The sequence below is a fragment of the Verminephrobacter aporrectodeae subsp. tuberculatae genome (assembly GCF_026127385.1).
In the GTDB taxonomy this organism is placed as follows: domain Bacteria; phylum Pseudomonadota; class Gammaproteobacteria; order Burkholderiales; family Burkholderiaceae_C; genus Acidovorax; species Acidovorax aporrectodeae.
In genome coordinates, this window is sequence record NZ_QZCX01000003.1 from 966565 (window position 1) to 985800 (window position 19236).

The 19236-nt window shown below is 63.0% G+C and carries 17 protein-coding genes and 1 pseudogene; 16 read left to right on the plus strand and 2 right to left on the minus strand.

Going from position 1 to position 19236, the window contains the following annotated elements; translation table 11 throughout:
* Nucleotides 1–10: 10 nt before the first annotated feature.
* The 11 genes and pseudogenes from D5041_RS19330 to D5041_RS19380 form a co-directional block, all read left to right on the plus strand.
* Nucleotides 11–718, plus strand: a pseudogene (locus tag D5041_RS19330) (beta-ketoacyl [acyl carrier protein] synthase domain-containing protein); the annotation flags it as partial.
* 161 nt (nucleotides 719–879) lie between these two features.
* A complete protein-coding gene (locus tag D5041_RS19335) occupies nucleotides 880–3108 on the plus strand; it encodes an acyltransferase domain-containing protein (protein ID WP_265285519.1) in 2229 nt (742 codons plus the stop codon).
* The gene (locus D5041_RS19340) at nucleotides 3105–7514 is read left to right on the plus strand and encodes a thioester reductase domain-containing protein (protein WP_265259086.1); all 4410 of its coding nucleotides are present in this window, start codon (nucleotides 3105–3107) and stop codon (nucleotides 7512–7514) included. Before D5041_RS19335 ends, D5041_RS19340 begins: the two co-directional genes overlap by 4 nt.
* 4 nt (nucleotides 7515–7518) lie before the next feature.
* On the plus strand, nucleotides 7519–7815 hold the full coding sequence (locus D5041_RS19345; protein WP_265285520.1) for an MFS transporter: 297 nt from the start codon (nucleotides 7519–7521) through the stop codon (nucleotides 7813–7815).
* 113 nt (nucleotides 7816–7928) lie between these two features.
* Nucleotides 7929–8888, plus strand: coding sequence for an IS5 family transposase (locus tag D5041_RS19350; protein ID WP_265284258.1), 960 nt, complete (start codon nucleotides 7929–7931; stop codon nucleotides 8886–8888).
* A 59-nt stretch (nucleotides 8889–8947) separates the two neighbouring features.
* Nucleotides 8948–9859: an MFS transporter gene (locus D5041_RS19355; RefSeq protein WP_265285521.1), complete on the plus strand. Its 912-nt coding sequence runs from the start codon at nucleotides 8948–8950 to the stop codon at nucleotides 9857–9859.
* Between the two features lie 161 nt (nucleotides 9860–10020).
* On the plus strand, nucleotides 10021–10350 hold the full coding sequence (locus D5041_RS19360) for a type II toxin-antitoxin system PrlF family antitoxin (RefSeq protein ID WP_265259088.1): 330 nt from the start codon (nucleotides 10021–10023) through the stop codon (nucleotides 10348–10350).
* On the plus strand, nucleotides 10347–10859 hold the full coding sequence (locus D5041_RS19365; RefSeq protein WP_265282910.1) for a type II toxin-antitoxin system YhaV family toxin: 513 nt from the start codon (nucleotides 10347–10349) through the stop codon (nucleotides 10857–10859). The genes D5041_RS19360 and D5041_RS19365 overlap by 4 nt, the downstream gene beginning before the upstream one ends.
* A gap of 630 nt (nucleotides 10860–11489) precedes the next feature.
* The gene (gene cysM / locus D5041_RS19370) at nucleotides 11490–12392 is read left to right on the plus strand and encodes a cysteine synthase CysM (RefSeq protein WP_010108058.1); all 903 of its coding nucleotides are present in this window, start codon (nucleotides 11490–11492) and stop codon (nucleotides 12390–12392) included.
* 52 nt (nucleotides 12393–12444) lie between these two features.
* A complete protein-coding gene (locus D5041_RS19375; RefSeq protein WP_265282909.1) occupies nucleotides 12445–13011 on the plus strand; it encodes an NUDIX domain-containing protein in 567 nt (188 codons plus the stop codon).
* 5 nt (nucleotides 13012–13016) lie between these two features.
* Complete coding sequence (locus D5041_RS19380) at nucleotides 13017–13238, plus strand: sulfurtransferase TusA family protein (RefSeq protein ID WP_265282908.1); 222 nt, start codon at nucleotides 13017–13019, stop codon at nucleotides 13236–13238.
* Nucleotides 13239–13304: 66 nt separating this feature from the next.
* Here D5041_RS19380 and D5041_RS19385 read toward each other — a convergent pair whose 3' ends face one another.
* On the minus strand, nucleotides 13305–14963 hold the full coding sequence (locus D5041_RS19385; protein WP_265282907.1) for a methyl-accepting chemotaxis protein: 1659 nt from the start codon (nucleotides 14961–14963) through the stop codon (nucleotides 13305–13307).
* Between the two features lie 593 nt (nucleotides 14964–15556).
* Here D5041_RS19385 and D5041_RS19390 point away from each other — a divergent pair.
* The gene (locus D5041_RS19390; protein WP_265259092.1) at nucleotides 15557–15868 is read left to right on the plus strand and encodes a LapA family protein; all 312 of its coding nucleotides are present in this window, start codon (nucleotides 15557–15559) and stop codon (nucleotides 15866–15868) included.
* A complete protein-coding gene (lapB, locus tag D5041_RS19395) occupies nucleotides 15858–17006 on the plus strand; it encodes a lipopolysaccharide assembly protein LapB (protein ID WP_265285522.1) in 1149 nt (382 codons plus the stop codon). The genes D5041_RS19390 and lapB overlap by 11 nt, the downstream gene beginning before the upstream one ends.
* Nucleotides 17007–17054: 48 nt before the next feature.
* Here lapB and D5041_RS19400 read toward each other — a convergent pair whose 3' ends face one another.
* Nucleotides 17055–17240, minus strand: coding sequence for a helix-turn-helix domain-containing protein (locus D5041_RS19400; RefSeq protein WP_265282906.1), 186 nt, complete (start codon nucleotides 17238–17240; stop codon nucleotides 17055–17057).
* 50 nt (nucleotides 17241–17290) lie between these two features.
* On the opposite strand from D5041_RS19400, the gene D5041_RS19405 reads away from it, so the two are divergent.
* The 3 genes from D5041_RS19405 to D5041_RS19415 all read left to right on the plus strand — a co-directional run bounded on the left by D5041_RS19405 (nucleotide 17291) and on the right by D5041_RS19415 (nucleotide 19230).
* A complete protein-coding gene (locus D5041_RS19405) occupies nucleotides 17291–17527 on the plus strand; it encodes a 4-hydroxybenzoate 3-monooxygenase (protein WP_010101381.1) in 237 nt (78 codons plus the stop codon).
* Between the two features lie 237 nt (nucleotides 17528–17764).
* Nucleotides 17765–18475, plus strand: a complete 711-nt coding sequence (gene hda, locus D5041_RS19410) for a DnaA regulatory inactivator Hda (protein WP_265282905.1) — start codon at nucleotides 17765–17767, stop codon at nucleotides 18473–18475.
* Nucleotides 18476–18501: 26 nt separating this feature from the next.
* Nucleotides 18502–19230 carry an HAD family hydrolase gene (locus D5041_RS19415; protein ID WP_265285523.1) on the plus strand — a complete coding sequence of 243 codons (729 nt, stop codon included), beginning with the start codon at nucleotides 18502–18504 and terminating at the stop codon, nucleotides 19228–19230.
* Nucleotides 19231–19236: the final 6 nt, after the last annotated feature.

A 19236-nucleotide genomic window follows, 5' to 3' on the forward strand; every position in this document is an offset into this window, starting at 1 on the left:
AAGCCTTCTCATGGATCAGGATCGAAATACCGACATTGCAATCATCGGGGCTGCAGGGCGGTTTCCTGGCGCCGACTCGGTCGACGCCTTGTGGCAGGTTTTGCTGTCCGGGCAAGAGCCATTCGTGTTGCTTGATGACGCGCAGTTGGAAGCCGCCGGGCATGGCGAACTGGCTCGCTCTCCGAGATATGTGCGCCAGGCCAGGATTCCGGCGCATTACGATTGCTTCGACGCGGCATTCTTCGGCTACTCACCGCGTGAAGCCGCCTTCATGGACCCCCAGCAGCGCCTACTGCTGGAATGCGCATGGCACGTCTTCGAGCATGCAGGCCACGTGCCAGAAGATGCCGATGGAATGCGAACGACGGTGTTCTCCAGTGTCGGGATGAATGGCTATTCCGCCTTGCACGCACTGCCCCAGGCACTGGCTGGGAACGCCGATATGTTCGACTGCATCATCGGTAACGACAAGGACTATTCCGCCGCCCGGATCGCCTACAAACTAAACCTCGGCGGCGCCGCAGTCAACGTGCAGACGGCTTGCTCATCGTCTCTCGTGGCTGTGCACCTCGCCGTGCAAAGCCTGCTCGGCTTCGAAGTCGACCGCGCGTTGGTTGCTGCGGCCACGCTGAGCGTACCGGCGGAAACCGGATACTTGGCCGAGGAGTCGGGCATACGTTCTCCGGACGGCCATTGCCGTCCGTTCGACGCGATGAGCAACGGCACTGTGTTCGGCTCGGGCGTCGCCGCCGTATTGCTGCGCCGACTGGATGACGCCATCGCTGCCGGAGACCGCATATTGGCGGTCATTCGCTCCAGCGCCGCCAACAACGACGCGGGGGGCCGGGTAGGTTTCACCGCTCCGGGGTTGCGGGGCAGGTGGAGGTCATCAGCGAGGCATTGCAGGTGGCGCGCGCCGATGCGGCCGAACTTGCCTACGTCGAATGCCATGGCACCGGGACGCATCTTGGGGATCCCATTGAGGTCGCAGCGCTGGACCAGGCAATACGTGCCAACAGCGCGAACGAGTTGCCACCGCATCACTGCCTGATCGGATCGATCAAGGGAAACATCGGTCATCTGGATACCGTCGCAGGCTTGGCCGGCCTGATAAAAACCGCCCTGTGCCTGCAGCAAAAGGAGATTCCGGCCACATTGCACTTCTCCCGACCCAATCCTCAGATCCACATCGAGAGCACGCCGTTCAAGGTGACTGACCGCTGTCAGCCATGGCCAGCAGATCGCCCCCTCTTGGCAGGAGTCAGTGCATTCGGATTCGGCGGCACCAATGCGCATCTGATTCTTGCCAGAGCACCGCAGCCTCTGCCTACGGGCCCGATGCGCGAATGGCATTGCCTGCCCTTGAGTGCCGCGGACGAAATAGCCCTTGAACGGCAAGCCACGGCGCTTGCGGACTGGATCGAACAGCATCCCGATATCGCGTTGGCCGACATTGGCTACACCTTGCAGGTGGGCCGTAGCGCGCTACCCTGGCGGGCGATTGCGTTGGCAGGTGACAGGGCTGAGGCGATCGCCGCGTTCCGTGGGATGCGAGCCATTCAGAGCCGGCCCAGTGCCGGGACGTTATGGATCTTCCCCGGCCAGGGTGCCCAATATCCGGGAATGGCTGCTGCGCACTACGACGCCGAACCGCTATTTCGGGACGCGCTGGACGAGGTGCTAGATCAACTCCCCAAAACAGCAGACCTCAATTCGATCCGCGCGCTACTGCTCGACGGTAACTACAGCGCAGGAGACGACACGGCCATCGTTCAGCCAGCCCTGTTTTCCTACCAAGTCGCCCTCGGCCGCACCTTGCTGGCATTGGGAATGACGCCGTCCTCCCTGCTGGGCCACAGTCTGGGCGAACTGAGTGCTGCTTGCCTCGCCGATGTGTTCCAACTTCGCGAGGCCGCCGAACTGGTATGCATGCGCGGTACGCTCATGGCAGAAACCGAAAAGGGATCCATGGCAATACTGCAAACGGATGTTGGCAACGTTCAAGTCCTCTTGGACGAACGCTACCCACAGTTGGATCTGGCAGTGGTGAATTCGCCAACCTGCTGCGTTGTCGGAGGCCCGCCGGCGTCGGTGGACAGATTGCTGGCGGATGCATTTGCATCGAACTGGCAGCCTCGGCGTCTACGCACCTCCCACGCGTTTCACACTCGGATGATGAATCCCGTCCTGGAGCGCTTCCGGCGGCTTTTGCAAGGGCTGAGTCCAGCGGCACCGCGCTGGCCCCTGCTCAGTGGGCAAGATGGTCAGTGGCTGTCACCGGAGCGTGCCACGGACCCTGAATACTGGGTTCAACAACTGCGAGATCCGGTACGCTTCGATGCCGCCTGGAAGCGGATTTCGCCGTTTGCTCACACGCTGCTGGAGGTCGGTCCTCCAGGCGGGTTGCTTACCTTTGCCCATGATGCAGGGTGTCGGGGAGCGACCATGATGACCCTGAGTGGGGACAGGCATCAGCATCAGCCCGCAAGACAAGCCCGTTTCCTGCACACGCTTCTTCGCTTGTGGCAACAAGGCGAAGCACTGGACTGGGGCGCATTCAACCAACACTGGCTGCCACGCAGGAAGGTATCGCTACCACCCTATCCCTTTGCCCGGGAGCGACATTGGCTACCCTCGAGCCTGCCACTTCTCCAGGCAGTTCAACAGGGGCAAGTAGACTCCCTGCCTGTTTTTTCCCCCGCCCGCCCCCAGACGAACACGAGCGCTCCGCTCAATCAGGCAGGGATCCAGTTGCAAGCCCGCCCAAGGCTCGACACGCCCTATACGGCACCTGCATCCGAACTCGAGCGAGAGATGACGAGCATCTGGCAATCGCTGCTGTTCATCGCGGAAATCGGTCGACACGACGATTTCTTTGCCCTGGGGGGAAATTCCATCCTGGCGCTGCGCCTGTGCCAGCAGGTCCGCAGTCTTGGCTGGGTCCTTACTCCTCAGCAGGTTTTCCAGCAACGCGACATTGCTTCGCTTTGTGCCAATCTCAGTGTGCCTTTGGCCGAGCCTGAGCCGACATCAACGGTAGCGGTCGACCTCGCCCCGGAAGACACCGAATCGCTGCTGCAACTCTTGGATGGGGCCGATCTGAAATGAATCTGGAAAAGCACAATGTCACCGACGTTTTCCCTGCCACCTCGTTGCAGCAGGGAATGATCTACCATGCACTGGCTACGAACGATCCCGCCATGTACTTGGAGCAGTATGGCTTCAGCGTCGAGGGCGAGTTGATCATTGATCGCTATCGCGCTGCTTGGCAGGACACCCTGGACCATCATCCAACGCTCAGAACCTGTTTCCGGTGGGAGGGACTAAGCAAGGCCTACCAAGTCGTATATCGGCAGTTGCAAGTTCCATTCGAGCACATTGACTTGCGTGCGACTGGGGCAACAGGGCAGGACACGGCCCTGGACAACTTGCGCAAGGAGCGCAGGACCTGCGGCTTCCTGCTTGACCGCGGACCGCTGTTCCTCGTCAGCGTGATCACGCTAGGCGAGAGACGCCACAAGGTCTGGCTCACACTTCACCATCTGCTCGCCGACGGCTGGTCGCTGACGCTGCTGCTGGCCGAGGTGGGCAGACGTTACCAGAATCCAGCGTTGCTAGTGGAGCCGGTCGTGCCGTTCCGGCGTTACTGCGAATGGCTCCAGGCACGTGACCTGCAGCAGGCTCGACAATGGTGGCAACGACGCCTGTGCGGCGGTGACTTTGTCGGCGATGCGCCCCTGGGGGTGCAGCACCGTGAGGGGCATGCATCGGCAGTAGATCTGGTGCTGTCCAGAGAGGACTGCGATCGCTTCCAGCAGGGCTGCAAGGACCAGGGCGTAACGGAAAGCACCGTCTTCAATGCGGCTTGGGCAATCTTGCTCGGTCGCTACCTGCGCCAGGATCGGGTAATTTTCGGGTACACGGTGTCGACCCGATCAGCAGAGATCGTCGGTGTGGAGCGCATGCTCGGCCTGCTGTTGAACGTGCTGCCCGTCCCCGTCGAACTGGAGTCACAGCAAGGCGTGTCCACTTGGCTGCGAGAACTGCATCAGCAACTGGTCGCTGACCGCCAGCATGACTATCTACCGCTGAGCGAACTTCAGCGACTCGCCAGCGGCGGTTCGGAGAAAGCAATGTTCGAGACGCTGCTGGTCTGGGAAAACCAGCCCGGCAGTGTCCTGGAGAGATCCGACTCCAACGGCTTGCGCATAGTCCATGACGAAAGTTACGAACGTAACCACTATCCGCTGATGCTGGCGGGATTCCCTGGGACCGAAATCCGGCTCAGGCTGACGTTTTCGCGCGGAAGCCTTTCCGACTCCAACGCCTGCGCGCTGCTGCAACAAGTCGCCAGGCTGATGGTGGAACTGGTGGGCGCCGGCGAACGTCCGCTGGGGAAGATCACCAATGGGCTTTTCGCCAGGCCGCTGCCGTCGTCACAGCAGCCACTGCCGAGTGCCCATCAGCCAGGGCCATGGCAACGCATTGTCGAGCTTTCCCTGTCTTCGCCGAACGCTGTACAACTGGCCCAAGTTCAGCCCGAACTGACGATGACCCGAAGCGAACTGGTCGGTCGTTCCCAGTCGCTGGCAGGCCGCCTCGCTGCTCTCCTGCCAGCCGATCGATCCGCGCCGATTGCACTGATTCTGTGGCCAAGCGTGGACTACGTCTGCACCATTCTCGCCGCGCTACAACTCGGTCGCCCATGGTTGGCGATGGATCCGCGCAAGCCGCTCAACGGTTTGTGCGAACAGCTTCGCCATATCAAGCCAGCAGTGTTGGTGTCCGAACCGGCGCTCTGGCCGGATTCGGATTGCTGGGACGGGCCAGTGCTCCTCAATCCGGGCGTAGCGCGGCTCAATGCAGGGCCGCGCACGATTCCGTCCGTAGAAATCGGTGACGGAGACTGCGTCTGCATGGTGCTGACATCCGGCTCCACCGGCAAACCGAGATGTGTCCGGCTGCCACTGCGCGCCCTGCGACAACGACTGGCCTGGATGGAAAACACCTATGCATCGGCCCCCGATGACTGCATGTTGTTGAAAACGTCGCCGGCCTTCGTTGATGCTCTCTGCGAGGTGCTTGCACCACTGTTGTCCGGTTACCGCCTGGTCGCGCTCACGCCTGATCAATGCCTTGACCTGCAACAGTTGCACGCCATGCTGAGTCAGCACCACGCCACCCGTCTGGTAATCACGCCGTCCGTTCTAGACAGCCTCTTGCGTGTCATGCCCTCTCCCTTGGAGCAGTTGCGAATTCTGCAGGTGAGCGGCGAGCGGTTCCCGGCAGCATTGTTGGAGCGGGCGCGGTGCTATTTTCCGAATGCACGCATCCTGAACCTCTATGGGTCGTCGGAAGTCATGGCGGATGCATGCGTCTTCGATTGCTCCGGATGGCGCCCAGGAGAGGAAAGCGCTGTTCCGCTCGGCAGGCTGCTGCCTGGGCTTGAAGGGGCCATTCTCGATACAAACCAACGTCCGCTACCACCCGGAGCCATCGGTGAGCTCTATCTGGGAGGAGATTGCCTGGCAATCGACTATCGAGGTGATCGGGCGGGCACAGACGCACGGTTCCAGGTGATTGAGACACTGGGTAACGGGGCCAGAATGTATGCCACAAGGGACCTTGTTTCCCAAGGCGAGGATGGTGAACTGCGTTACCACGGACGCAGCGACGATCAGATCAAGTTCAATGGAGTGCGTATCGAGCCTGCGGAGATTGAGGCCATCCTCGAGTCCTGCACCGGTGTGGACGATGCCGCCGTGGCGTGCCACATGAATGCCAGCGGGCACGCCGTACTCACGGCGCATATTGCCACCCGTGAGACTGGTGAACGTGTCGGAAAGCTGATCTCGGAACTCAAGGCCAAGCTGAGGCAACAGTTGGCATCCGGGCAAATTCCGGGGCACTGGCAGGTCGTGCAGGACCTACCCCGCAATTCCAGTGGAAAACTGAATCGCCGGGCCCTGTGTTACCAGGCACCGGCAGGTCTGAACGACGAACTCGCCCACGTCCCGCCTCGGAACGCCGACCAAGAGACCATTGCGGGCCTCTGGAAGGACGTTCTGGGCTTGGATTCCGTCGGGATTGACGAGGATTTCTTCGCCGCTGGAGGAAACTCCATCAGCATGACGCAATTGTGCTTTGCGATTCGCAAGACCTTTCAGGTGCCGTCGTACCCGATACGGGCGGCTTTTGAAGCGCCAACCATTCGCCAGCAATCGCTTCTCATCCAGCAGTACCGGCGGGGGGCACAGCCCGTGCTGAAAACGGCATTTGGCGTAAAGGCCGGACATGACCTGGACCAAGATGCGGCATGCGCGGACAGCATACGGCCTTCGCCACAAAAAGCAGAACCATGGCCGGAGGGTTCGATCCGTGTCTTCCTGTCCGGTGCGCAGGGCTTCATCAACGCATGGTTACTCGCACGCCTGCTGGACGACCCCGGTGTCACCGTCCTTTGCCTTGCACCCAGCATAAACATGGAGGATGCCGGAAATTGGCTGATCAAGCATCTTCGGCACTTCGATCTCTGGAGGCCGGCGTACGCAGCACGGCTGCATCCCGTGGCGGGTGACCTCGGAGAAAAGCACTTCGGCCTATCCCCGCAGGACTGGACGACATTGGCGGGTGATTGCCATGTGCTCTTCCATACCGGCGTGGAGATCAACTTCGTGGCACCCTATGAACGCCTGCGTGCGACCAACGCAATGTCCACGGCGACGATACTGGAACTGGCAACGACGGTACGTACCAAGCCGCTGCACTTCATCGGCAGCCTCGGCGTGATCGACCACTCCCTGGCCAGAAGTGACAGTCCGAGCGTGCGGGAAGACGACCCCCTGCCCAGCTGGCAAGGCCTGCCGAATGGCTATCTTCAGGCCCGTTGGGTCAGTGACACCATGATCCGCCGGGCCATCGGCCGCGGAATTCCATGCTCCGCCATGCGCATGACAACGGTCAGCGGAGACAGCGCCAAGCACCAGGCCAATCCGGAAGACATGATGTGGCAGTTGTTCAAGCTGGCAATGACTGTCGGCATCATTCCGGACAGTCCCAGACCCATTGACTTGGTTCCCGTCGACCAGGCTGTCGATGCGGTGATCGCGTTGGCCAAGTCATCCTCCTCGCTGGGGCAGGTCTGGCATGTTTCCAACCCGGGTATCTGGAACTGGCGCGAAGTGGCCGGGTTGCTTCGCCGCAAGGGCTATCCCACGCGAATCCTGTCCGGCGCGGACTGGTCTCAGGAATTCGGCAGATACACCGTGGAGTTGGGCCAGCGAACCGAGTGGCAGAAGGTGCTTCCCTTGCTGGGGGATAGCTGGCTCGAATACCCGCACTTCTTCCCGCTGAACAAAAACAAGACACTGGAGCGGCTCGACCAATTGAACATTCGACTGCCCGTAATGGATGAGTCGCTGCTTTGGCGCACGGTGGAGCAATTGGTCGAGCGCGGATTCCTTCCGGCCGCATCTGAGACCGTCACGCCGATCTTCCAGTCGGAGGAGATTTGACGAGATGCCAGCCTTGCGATCCATCCTCATCATCAACAGCCTGTGCATTGCCGCGCTGATGTCGTTCGTGGCAGTCGTAGGGCCGCTGGTCCGCACGCTGCGGCTCGCCGAGTGGCATGGTGGACTGGCCGTCACCATGGCCGGCGTCCTGTGGGTAATCAGTGCCCGCCGTTGGGGACGGCTCAGCGACGTGCGTGGGCGCAAGCCTGTATTGCTGTGCTGTCTGCTGGGCTTCTCCTTGTCCTTCCTGGCGCTGGCAGGCTACTTCGACATGGCGCAGCGGATGGGCGTTGTTGCATAAATCCCGAACCACAAGCGTGCTGATGTTTGTGCGCACAACGGCGATGCAAGCAGCAAGCGCTGCTGTCAGTCGCGACACGGACCAGGTACATTTCCGACCTTTTGCCAGAGAACATGCGCAGAGACACCAGCCAACGAACCGAGCCCAAGGCGACCTACCGTGTCAAGAACTGGGCGCAGTACAACGCCGGACTGATTGCCAGAGGAGATATCGAGGTGTGGATCGACAAGAACCTTCTGAGGCCCGCACCGGCTGCGGATGTCTGCAGGCGCGGACGTCCGATCATCTACCCGGATGCCGTTATCCAAGGCTTGCTCAGTCTCAAGCAGGTGTTTGATCTGCCGCTGCGTGCGCTGCAAGGATTCGCTCGAAGCCTGCGCCAGCTTGCCTTCCCGGATCTGCCGGTACCCAACTACACAACCTTGAGCCGCCGCGCGCAAAGCCTGCAAGTCGTCTTGCCCGCGCTGCGCCCGAGCGAGCCACTGCACTTGGCCGTTGACAGCACAGGCCTCAAACTCTACGGCGAGGGCGAATGGAAGGTGCGCACACACGGTTGGTCCAAGCGCCGCACCTGGCGCAAGGTCCATCTGGCGATGGACACAAAGACCGGCCAGATTTGCGCGGCGTTGATGACCCACCAAGAGATGGGCGACAGCGAGGCCCTGACCGATTTGCTTGAGCAGATTCCGTCCGAAACGCCGATTGGCATCGTCGGCGGCGATGGCGCCTACGACACCAAAGCGTGCCACGCGCAGATTGCCGCACGCGATGCGACGCCCTCGATTCCCCCGCGCGAAGGCGCCATGCCCTGGCCGCAGGCCACGCCGGGCGCAACTTGGCGCAATGCGGCCATTGACGAGATCGCAAAGAGCAGCCGACGCGAATGGAAAAAAGCCAGCGGCTACCACAAGCGCTCGCTGGTGGAGAACCTGATGTACCGTCTGAAGACGCTGACCAGCCATTTCCTGTGGGCACGCACGATTGGCTCGCAGGCCACCGAGGTTGCCATCCGTGCGGGCGTGCTCAATCGCATGGCCTCTCTGGCTCGCCCGCAGTCCGCACGCCTCACCTGAATTAGTGTTCCTGGGGAGGTACATCTTCGAAGGTCGATTTATGCAACAACGCCCAGCGGATGGCCTGGTCGCTGCCGGTAATGCTGGTGCTGCTGATTTTCGTTCGCGGTCTGATGGGGCTGTTCTATGCTGCGATCCCGGTCGTCAGCGCTGCCTGGTTGGCGGACCGCTTTCCGCCTGACGAGCGCGGCGCCGCCATGGCCAAGCTGGGCGCGGCCAACGCCGTGGGCATGGTGTTGGGGCCTTTGCTTGCCGGCGTTCTGGCTGTGCGTCAGCTCAGCCTGCCGATGTATCTGGCCACGATCCTGCCCTTGTCCGCCTGCCTGCTGCTATGGATCAAGGTACCGGCAACCGCGGTGCAGCAGCAGGACGAAAAGCCCGCGTTGACCTGCACCGATCCCAGGATCCGGCTGCCAGCCATCACCATGTTCCTGGCAGCCTGCACCATCATTGCCGCGCAGATGTGCGTCGGGTTTTATGCCATGGACCGCTTGGCGTTGAACGCGCACGACGGTGCCCGGGTCGCCGGGCAGACCATGGCAGGGGTTGGCGTCACCCTGATCGTCACCCAGTTGCTGGTCGCCCGCCTGCACCGGGTGCCACAGCTGCGCATGATCGCGCTGGGCGCGCTGCTGGCCGCCGCTGGCTTCGCGCCCTTGCTGCTGACCTCGACCACGCCCGGATTGTTGGCCAGCTACAGTATTGCGGCGGCGGGACTGGGCATGCTCATCCCCTCGGCCCAGGTGTTGGCCGCGAACGCGGTGGGAACGCATGAACAGGGCCTGGCCGCCGGCACGCTCGCCGCCGCACAAGGCATGGCGAGCGTCGTATCTCCCCTGACGTTCACACTGCTCTACCAATGGCATTGGAGGGCACCGTTCCTGCTGGCCTGCAGCGCGATGATCTTGTTGTCCGTCCTTTCCTTCGGGCGACTGGCCAAGCGTCGATCTGCCTCCGTGCGCGGGCCTTAGCCCATTTCGTCATACCCCCCTGCGTCAGAGTGGCTGGGAGCCAGCCACCATCCGAATCCTCGGACTGGGCGACGACAAGCGCAGGCAATGCATTTGCATTGACATGGTGAGGATATTTCATTACTCTGCGGAGCGTCCTCCTCTCTGACCGGAGATGCGCCATGCCTGCCACCCTCGAAGTCGAATCCACGCTGACCGACCGTTACCAGACTACGGTGCCGGAAACCGTGCGCCGCGCCCTCCGGCTGAGCAAGCGCGACAAGATCCATTACACAATCCGCCCCGGCGGCGAAGTCGTTCTGACGCGCGCCGATGCTTCTGACGAGGACGATCCGGTGCTTGGCGCGTTCCTGGGTTTCCTGGCCCGCGATGTCGCCAGCCATCCCGAGCGCCTGCAGGCCATGGATGCGGGCCTCGTCCAACGGCTCCAAGCGCTGACCGGTGGCATTGAGGTCGATCTTGACGCTCTCTTGTCGCCGGACGATGAATGAGTTCGAGCAAGCCCACGCCCCTGGTCATTCATGGCTGGACGATTTTTGCCCACCCGCTGTTTCTCTCGCAACTTGAGGCCTTGGCTCGGCAGGTCGAAGCCTTCAAGCAGCAGGACCCTGTCGGGTACGTGAGAGGGAACGCCAACAAACGACTGGCAGCGATCACCAAGTTGGCGTTCGACGCCATCCCACAGGACCCGACACGGCGGGAGTATCGCCAAGGCCACACCCTCGGCGGGGACCACAAGCACTGGTTCCGAGCCAAGTTCTTCCAACAATACCGACTGTTCTTCCGCTACCACATGCCAAGCAAGGTGATCGTGCTCGCATGGGTCCATGATGAGGACAGCAAACGCGCTTACGAGAGCGGTAACGACGCCTACCGGGCGTTCCGCAGGATGCTGGAGGGTGGCCATCCTCCGGACGATTGGAACCAGTTGCTGACCGAGGCACGCGCCGAGGGGCTGCGCCTGCAACGATTCGCCGCAGGCAATGGGCAAACGACTTGAGCTCAGCAGCTGCGCCCGTCAACCGGGGCCAGCAACTCAGCCGACCGCTTGGCAGCCCACTATGCAGCCTCCCGCTTGGGTAGGCTCGGCGGCGCTGTCGCGCAAGCCATTGAGGTTGATGGTGGTCGCCATTGGGGGGGATTTCCGGGGGAAATTCGGGGGCGCAGAGTGTGCAAATGCGTGCGACGGGTGCACTCCACCCACCACTGGGTGGTGCCGTAAGTCATTGATTTATGTGGATTTGTGCACCTGACGCACAAGCTTGAACACCCACTTGGTGCCCGGGGCCGGAGTCGAACCGGCACGCGTCGCGGCGGGGGATTTTCTTACCACTTCGGTTTTCACCGCCCCTCGATCAGAGGGTTCGTGGTCTGGAGCACGCCTTCACCATGGTCTTGCGACTTTAGGTGCCCGCCGTCTGCTCTCTACACCTTCCCCCGACCTTTCGGTTCGAGGGCTTGGCTCGGTATTAGCTCGGACTTTGCGTCCAGGGCCTTCGCCGAGTTTGACGGGCTTCACCTCAAGAATTTCTTCAAGAGGGCTCAAATTTGGTCTGAGTCCCCTGTGTCTACCAATTTCACCACCCGGGCTGGGGTTCGCGAAGTCCGCAATTATGGCACAGTAGGGCGTATGAAGTATCCGACGATCGAAGACGCGGCGGCGCACACGCCGCTCGTGGCGCTGCAACGCATCGGGGCCAAGGACAATGCCGCTCGCGGCAATGTGGTGCTGGGCAAGTTGGAGGGGAACAACCCTGCGGGGTCGGTGAAGGACCGACCTGCGCTGTCCATGATTCGCCGTGCGCAAGAGCGCGGCGAGATCCGTCCTGGCGATACGCTGATCGAGGCGACTTCCGGCAACACCGGCATCGCGTTGGCGATGGCGGCGGCCATCAAGGGGTATCGCATGGTGCTGGTAATGCCGGAGGATCTGTCGATCGAGCGGGCGCAAACCATGAAGGCCTTTGGTGCCGAACTGGTGCTCACGCCCAGGAGCGGGGGCATGGAATATGCACGCGACTTGGCGCAGGCCATGCAAGAGCGCGGCGAGGGCAAGGTGCTGGACCAGTTCGCGAATGCCGACAATCCGCGCATCCACTATGAAACCACGGGCCCCGAGATCTGGGAGCAGACCGGTGGACGGATCACGCATTTCGTGAGCGCCATGGGCACCACGGGCACCATCACCGGCGTGTCCCGCTTTCTGAAAGAAAAGAACCCGGCGATCCAGGTCATCGGTGTGCAACCCGAGGAGGGCTCGCGCATTCCCGGAATCCGCAAGTGGCCGCAGGAATATCTGCCCCGAATTTATGACGCGAGCACGGTCGACGAACTGCTCTATGTGAGCCAGGACCATGCCGAGGAAATGTGCCGCCGCCTGGCGCGCGAAGAAGGCATCTTCGCAGGGGTCTCGGCAGCCGGCGCCTGTTTGGTGGCGCAGCAGATCGCGGCACGCGGCAGCCATGCCACCATCGTGTTCGTCGTCTGCGACCGCGGCGACCGGTATCTGTCGACGGGCGTCTTCCCGGCGTGACTGCGCTGCGCCCCGGATTTGAGTCAACTGCTCGCCATCAAAACAAGCGCCCATGCATTACGAAACCCGGTTTTGCGCGCATTGCGGCAGCGCATTGCAAGCCATCACCCTGGCCGAGGATGGTGGCGACAAGGAGCGGCTGCGCTGCCCCGCCTGCGGCTGGACGCATTGGAACAATCCCACGCCCGTGCTGGCGGCCATTGTCGAGGTCGGCGGCAAGGTGCTGCTGGCACGCAATGCGGCGTGGCCCGGCAAGGTATTTGCACTGATCACGGGCTTCATGGAGGCCGGCGAGTCACCGCAGGAGGGCATTGCGCGCGAGGTGAAGGAAGAGACCGATCTCGATGTGCGCTCCAGCACGCTGGTCGGCGCCTACGAGTTTCTGCGCATGAACCAGGTCATCATTGCCTACCATGTGGTGGCCGAGGGCCGGGTGCGCCTGTCTCCCGAACTGGTGGACTACCGGCTCTATGACCTGGCGGACCTCAGGTGCTGGTCTGCAGGCACGGGGTACGCGCTGGCGGACTGGTTGCGCACCCGCGGGCATGAGCCGGTGTTTCTCAGCGCCGAAGAAAACGCGCAGCGCCGCAGCGGGCTGAGCCTGCCGCCCAACGACTGAGGACCATGGACAAAGAAATCGACGCCCGGGGTTTGAACTGCCCCCTGCCCATCCTCAAGGCCAAAAAGGCTCTGGCCGACATGGCCAGCGGCCAGTTGCTCAGGGTGCTGGCGACCGACAGCGGGTCGCTGAGGGATTTTCAGGCGTTTTCCAGGCAGACGGGCCATGAACTGGTGGAGCAAAAGACCGTGGGCGAGGAATACGTCCATGTCCTGCGCCGTCGCTAAGGACGTCGTTCACGGTGCACGTACAGCCTGCGGGCGCATCCGCTTGGCAACTTGGCCTGGCCTGACTCAGGCACTGCCGATCGCCAGCTGCGCCGAAGACGGTGCGGCCATTGCGCGCGCCGAGGGATGCAGCGTTGCGTTGGCGCCGGACTTGCGCTGCGGGTTGAACCCCCTGTCGGTCGCGAGCCTGAATATGGAAACCGCCTGCTGCAACTGCTGCGCCTGCGCACTGAGGCTGTTCGCAGCAGCGGCGCTTTCCTCGACCAGTGCAGCATTTTGCTGAGTCACCTGGTCCATCTGCGTGATGGCCTCCCCGACCTGCGCCACGCCTTGGCTCTGCTCGTTGCTCGCAGCGCTGACCTCCCCGATGATGTCCGTCACGCGCCGGATGGCGGCGACCACTTCGGTTATCGTCACGCCGGCCTTGTTCACCAGCGTGCTGCCATGCTCGACCTGCGTCACGCTGTTGTCGATGAGCGTCTTGATTTCCTTGGCGGCGCCTGCGCTTCTTTGTGCCAGGCTGCGCACTTCGCTGGCGACCACGGCAAAGCCTCGTCCCTGCTCGCCGGCACGCGCCGCTTCCACTGCGGCGTTGAGCGCCAGGATATTGGTCTGGAAGGCAATTCCATCGATCACGCTGATGATGTCGGCAATCTTCTTCGAGCTGTCGTTGATCACCTTCATCGTGTCGACCACTTGGCCGACGACCTCGCCCCCCTGGGTCGCCACCGTTGACGCGCTGACGGCCAGCTGATTCGCCTGCCGGGTGTTGTCGGCGTTTTGCTTCACGGTGCTCGACAGTTGCTCCATGGACGCGGCGGTTTCCTCGAGTGCGCTCGCCTGCTCTTCCGTTCGACTGGACAAATCCGTATTGCCCTGCGCGATTTCTGCGCTTGCCGTGGCCACCCCTTCGGCCCCGCTGCGCACGGTCGCCACCACGGAGGTCAATGCCGTCTGCATGCGGGCCATTGCGGCCATCACGCTGGCGGCATCCCCTGCTTTGACCTGCAAATGGGCACTCAAATCACCGTCTGCCACGCTTTGGGCAATATTCGACAGTACAGAGGGCTCGGCGCCCAGTGATTTGGAAAGGTCGCGGATGATGATCCAGCTCACCAATAAACTGATCGCGACCATCGCCACCGCGAGGACCCCCAGCAACATCACGGAACTGTGCGATGACTGCGTGGCGTTACTGGACAATTGGTCCGCAATATCCTTTTGCAGATCGCGCGACCCTTCCAACGCGTTGAAATATCTTTCTTGAAATGTTCGTACATCCCCCAACAACAATGAAGCCGCGGCTGCCTTATCGCCTTTTTCTGCGGAAGCGATGGTTTTATCAACCGTCTTGTTGTATTCTTCACGGCCTGCGTCGATGATTTTCAGGAATTCACGGGCCTTTGGAAGTTCAACGATATTTTCCAGTTTCTCCAGCAATTTGGCATTCGCTGCACGGAGTTCGATAATATTTCTTTTCTCGCCTTCACGAAATGCCTGATCGTCAGAAATAATGATGCTGCGGGTGTGTCGATCGATGGCATTGAGATTGTCTTTCATCTCCGTGAACTGGGTCACCTTGACCATCCGGTCCGTGGTGACCTCGTCGAGTTCGGTCGCCAGCGTGTTCATTTTGTACGCACCAATGGATGCAATGCCCATGCCGAGCAGTGCGAGCAGGCCGAAACCGATGATCAGTCGCGTTGATACTTTGAGGGCACTCATGATTCTCTCCGCGCATTTCCGTATGCCGCCGCCATGCGCTTGGCTGATGATTCAGATAATCGAAACGATCCATGGAGCAAGATGCATTGCTCCCCGGTCATGGAAGCAAACGCAATGCAAAGCCCCTTGGTCTGCGGACCTTATTGGACGGTGCGCTTCTGTCTGACTCACCTGGACCCGGAATCTGCTTTCGTCATAGCCAATTCCTTTTTGGTCCCTGCCTCATGATGTCAAAGGATTCTTCGACTTTCCCGCTGATCCTGCACCTGAAATTTACACCCGGCATGACTCACCAACCCGGTAGCTCCGGGTAACTGCTGTCGTTGGTCCGTAAATTGGTTTAAGCAGAATCCAATGGCTCCTGATTTTGTAATTCCTTGGATTCTCTGCGCACTGCAAGCGGGGGCGGCCCCTGGTGTCGCAGTGGCAAAAAACCATCGCAGTGGGCTCCAAGGGACCGGTGCGTGGAATGCGTCGACCGCTCCCCGGGCTGCGTCCGTCCGCTGCGCCGGGGTCGCCAACGCATCGCTGGCTGGTTTGGCTGCGGCGGCGCCGGTCCGGAGCTTTTAGAATCGGCCCCACTGGAGAGACCGATGAAATACCTGCTGTGGCTGCTCAAGGCAGCCATTTTCTTTACGCTCTTCGCCTTCGCGCTGAACAACCAGCAAGAGGCGACCGTGCATTTCTTCTTTGGCACCCAGTGGCGCGCGCCCCTGGTGCTGGTGGTGCTGGCAGCCTTTTCGGCGGGAATTGTCGTCGGTGTGCTGGGCATGGTGCCCCGCTGGTGGCGGCACCGCGCCGCCGCGCGCCGCGCGCAGGCTGCCGCAGCCGTCAGCGCAGCCACTGCCGCGGCGCCCCCCCCTGCCGCGGCGCCGCCCGATCTGCCCCCGATCCATGGAATTTGACCTGGGCTGGATTCTGCTGGGCCTGCCCCTGGCCTTTGTGCTGGGCTGGCTGGCTTCGCGCTTTGATCTGCGCCAGTTGCGCGCCGAGAACCGCCGGGCACCGAAAGCCTATTTCAAGGGCCTGAACTTCCTGCTCAACGAGCAACAGGATCAGGCCATCGACGCCTTCATCGAGGCCGTACAGAACGACCCCGACACCTGCGAGCTGCACTTTGCGCTGGGCAATCTTTTTCGCCGCCGGGGCGAATACGACCGCGCCGTGCGCGTGCACGAACACCTGCTGTCGCGCGGCGATCTGGAGCACAGCGACCGCGAACGCGCCCAGCACGCGCTGGCGCTGGACTTCCTCAAGGCCGGCCTGCTCGACCGGGCCGAGGACGCTTTGCACCGGCTCGAAGGCACGGCCCTCGAAGCCCAGGCCCGCCTGGCCCTGCTGGCGATCTACGAGCGTTCGCGCGACTGGCCGCGTGCTGCCGGCATTGCACGCAAGATGCACGGCGCCGACCAGGGCGACTTCAGCACCCGGCAGGCGCATTACCTGTGCGAGCAGGCGCTCGCGCTGACCGATCTGCCTGCCGCCCAGGCCCTGCTGGAGCAGGCCATTCACGCCGCCCCCGAGGCAGCACGCGCGCGCATCGAGCTGGCCCGGTTGCAGCGCCTGATGGGCCAACCCGATGCGCTGCTGGCGACGCTCAAAACGCTGGCCGCGCACAACCCCGCCGCATTGCCGCTGGCGGCCCCGCTGATGGTCGAGGCGGCCAGCGCCACGGGGCGCGTGGCCGAGGTGCAAGAGCTGCTGCAGGCGCATTACGCGCAGGCGCCATCGCTCGACGTGCTCGAAAGCATCGTGCTCCTGGAGACGACCGACGAGGCCACACGCGCCACCGCCCGGCAACGCTATGTGCAGCACCTGGACAAGGAGCGCTCCCTGGTTGCCACGGCCAAATGGCTGGCGACCGAAAAACTGGAGCACGAGGAGTTCCACCCGCAGATCGAGCGCGCGCTCGAGCATGCCGTGAAACCGTTGCTGCGCTACCGCTGCGCCGCCTGCGGCTTCGAGGCCCGCCGGCATTTCTGGCAATGTCCGGGCTGCCAGACTTGGGACAGTTACCCGGCCCGCCGCGTCGAGGAGCTGTGAAGCGCCGGCAAAACCCGGGCCCCGCCGCAAGGGACGCGGACGGTTCTCTCATTTTCCGACCCTGCCCGATCCCGATCCCGCTACCGGCGCCTGCGTCCGAAAGCTCCGGGGCGACAGCCCCGCGTCGCGGGTGAAGGCACGGCTGAAGTACGCGGGGTCGGCGTAGCCCAGGGCATAGGCAATCGTGGCGATGCTCAGGTGGGTGCAGGCCAGGTTGCGCCGCGCCTCGCGCATGAGCCGGGCCTCGATCAGGCGCAGCGGACATCCATTACCTGTACCACGCCATGCTGGCGCACTACCGGGAGGGCGAGAGCGCGGGGCTCGACAACTACTCCGGCAAAGCGCTGGCGCGGGTGTGGAAGGCACAGCGCTTTTCATGGTGGATGACGGGCATGCTGCACAGCTTCCCCGATGCCATCGAATACGACCGGAAACTGCAGGACACGGAACTGGCCTATCTGTTCTCCTCCGAAGCAGCGCAGCGTTCGCTGGCCGAAAACTACGTCGGCCTGCCGTTCTGAGGCTCTGCGCCCACGCGGTTTGTGACTAGAATCGGTCCCCGCGTCGCTGCTCCCGCCGCGCCTCCCGCGCAGGCTTGGGGGCCATGGCAGTGCGCCGTGCGCCGCTCCTTCGCCACGCTCTGCTGCAGCCATCTGCGGCCGGGCGCCCCTCCATTCATCCATGATGCCGCTGCCCATCCTGTCCCTGTCCGCTGCTCCCACGCCAACCGGCCCGCACCTGCGGCCCGGGGGCTGCGCATGAAGCAACTGGCGCTGGATATCGGCTTGGCCACAGGGCCCACGCTGGGGCGTTTCTTTGCCGGCCCGAATGGCGCCGCCTTGCAGCACCTGCGTCTGGCAGCCGGGGATGGCGGCGGCCAAGCCACACACGCACCGCTGCCCACCTACCTCTGGGGCGGGTCCGGCAGCGGCAAGACCCATCTGCTCGAGGCGGTGCGCCAGGCCCTGCGCGAGCAGGGCGGCGGCGTGGGCTGGCTGGACCCGGGTGTGCTCCAGTCCCCGGCCGCGCCGGATTTCGACGAAACCTGGACCGCAGTGCTCATGGACGACGTGCACCTGTACGACCCCGCCCAGCAGGCCATGGCCTTCAACTGGTTCGTCAACGCCATCAGCCCCGCCAACGGCCCGCAGCGCTGGGTGCTCGCCGCCGGCCGCCTGCCGCCTGCGGACCTGCCTTTGCGCGACGACCTGCGCAGCCGCCTGGGCTGGGGCCATGTGTTCCAGCTCCAATTGCTCGACGAGGCCGAGCGCCGCGCCGTGCTGCGCCAGGAAGCCGACGCCCGGGGCGTGTTCCTGGGCGATGAGGTCATGGACTACATGCTGCGCCGCTTCGCGCGCGACCTGGGCAGCCTCATGCAACTGCTCGACCAACTCGACGCCTTTGCCCTGCGCACGCAGCGCGCCATCACCATCCCGCTGCTCAAGAGCATGCTCCAGGAGGCGCAGTGATGCCCCGCCTTCTTTCGTGGATCTGAATGACCTCTGACACCCCCACCCGCCGCCTGCGGCTGACGCTGTTCGACCTCGACCACACGCTGCTGCCCATCGATTCGGACCATGCCTGGGGCGCGTTCACCGTCCGCATCGGCTGGAGCGATGCGGCGCAGTTTGCGCAGCGCAACGACAGGTTCCTTGCCCACTACCAGGCGGGAACGCTCGACGTGCACGACTACGTGCGCTTTGCCACCGAAGCGCTGCGCCTGCGGGGACCCGATGCAGCCGCGGCCGCCCACGCGCAGTTCATGCGCGAGGTCATCGGTCCGGCCATCCTGCCCCAGGCGCTGGCCTTGGTGCGCACGCACCAGGCCGCGGGGGACGAGGTGCTGATCGTCACCGCGACGAATGAATTCGTGACGCGCCCCATCGCCCGGGCGCTGGGCGTGGGCGACGCCGGGCTGCTGGCCATGCAGTTGGCGCGCGATGCCGGCGGCTGGTACAGCGGCGAAATCGACGGCGTTCCCACCCTGCGCGCGGGCAAGGTGCGGCGCATGGAACAATGGCTCGCCGAGCGGCAACTGGCCTGGGAAGATGTCGAGAGCCGGTTCTACAGCGACTCCATGAACGACCTGCCGCTGCTCGAGAAGGTCGATCACCCCGTGGCCACCAACCCCGAACCGCGCCTGCGCGCGCTCGCCCGGGAACGCGGCTGGCGCATACTGGATCTGTTCAGAGCCCCTGCCGCCGATGCGCCCCCATCCTCCTGATCCCCC

Excerpts from the sequence above, each read along its gene's own strand:
- D5041_RS19360 (WP_265259088.1), top strand. The coding sequence starts at position 10,021 with ATGCCTGCCACCCTCGAAGTCGAATCCACGCTGACCGACCGTTACCAG.
- D5041_RS19365 (WP_265282910.1), top strand. The coding sequence starts at position 10,347 with ATGAGTTCGAGCAAGCCCACGCCCCTGGTCATTCATGGCTGGACGATT.
- D5041_RS19415 (WP_265285523.1), top strand. The coding sequence starts at position 18,502 with ATGACCTCTGACACCCCCACCCGCCGCCTGCGGCTGACGCTGTTCGAC.
- D5041_RS19340 (WP_265259086.1), top strand. The coding sequence starts at position 3,105 with ATGAATCTGGAAAAGCACAATGTCACCGACGTTTTCCCTGCCACCTCG.
- D5041_RS19375 (WP_265282909.1), top strand. The coding sequence starts at position 12,445 with ATGCATTACGAAACCCGGTTTTGCGCGCATTGCGGCAGCGCATTGCAA.
- D5041_RS19345 (WP_265285520.1), top strand. The coding sequence starts at position 7,519 with ATGCCAGCCTTGCGATCCATCCTCATCATCAACAGCCTGTGCATTGCC.
- cysM (WP_010108058.1), top strand. The coding sequence starts at position 11,490 with ATGAAGTATCCGACGATCGAAGACGCGGCGGCGCACACGCCGCTCGTG.
- hda (WP_265282905.1), top strand. The coding sequence starts at position 17,765 with ATGAAGCAACTGGCGCTGGATATCGGCTTGGCCACAGGGCCCACGCTG.
- D5041_RS19380 (WP_265282908.1), top strand. The coding sequence starts at position 13,017 with ATGGACAAAGAAATCGACGCCCGGGGTTTGAACTGCCCCCTGCCCATC.
- D5041_RS19400 (WP_265282906.1), bottom strand. The coding sequence starts at position 17,240 with ATGCGCGAGGCGCGGCGCAACCTGGCCTGCACCCACCTGAGCATCGCC.
- D5041_RS19385 (WP_265282907.1), bottom strand. The coding sequence starts at position 14,963 with ATGAGTGCCCTCAAAGTATCAACGCGACTGATCATCGGTTTCGGCCTG.
- D5041_RS19350 (WP_265284258.1), top strand. The coding sequence starts at position 7,929 with ATGCGCAGAGACACCAGCCAACGAACCGAGCCCAAGGCGACCTACCGT.
- D5041_RS19390 (WP_265259092.1), top strand. The coding sequence starts at position 15,557 with ATGAAATACCTGCTGTGGCTGCTCAAGGCAGCCATTTTCTTTACGCTC.
- lapB (WP_265285522.1), top strand. The coding sequence starts at position 15,858 with ATGGAATTTGACCTGGGCTGGATTCTGCTGGGCCTGCCCCTGGCCTTT.
- D5041_RS19355 (WP_265285521.1), top strand. The coding sequence starts at position 8,948 with ATGGCCTGGTCGCTGCCGGTAATGCTGGTGCTGCTGATTTTCGTTCGC.
- D5041_RS19405 (WP_010101381.1), top strand. The coding sequence starts at position 17,291 with ATGCTGGCGCACTACCGGGAGGGCGAGAGCGCGGGGCTCGACAACTAC.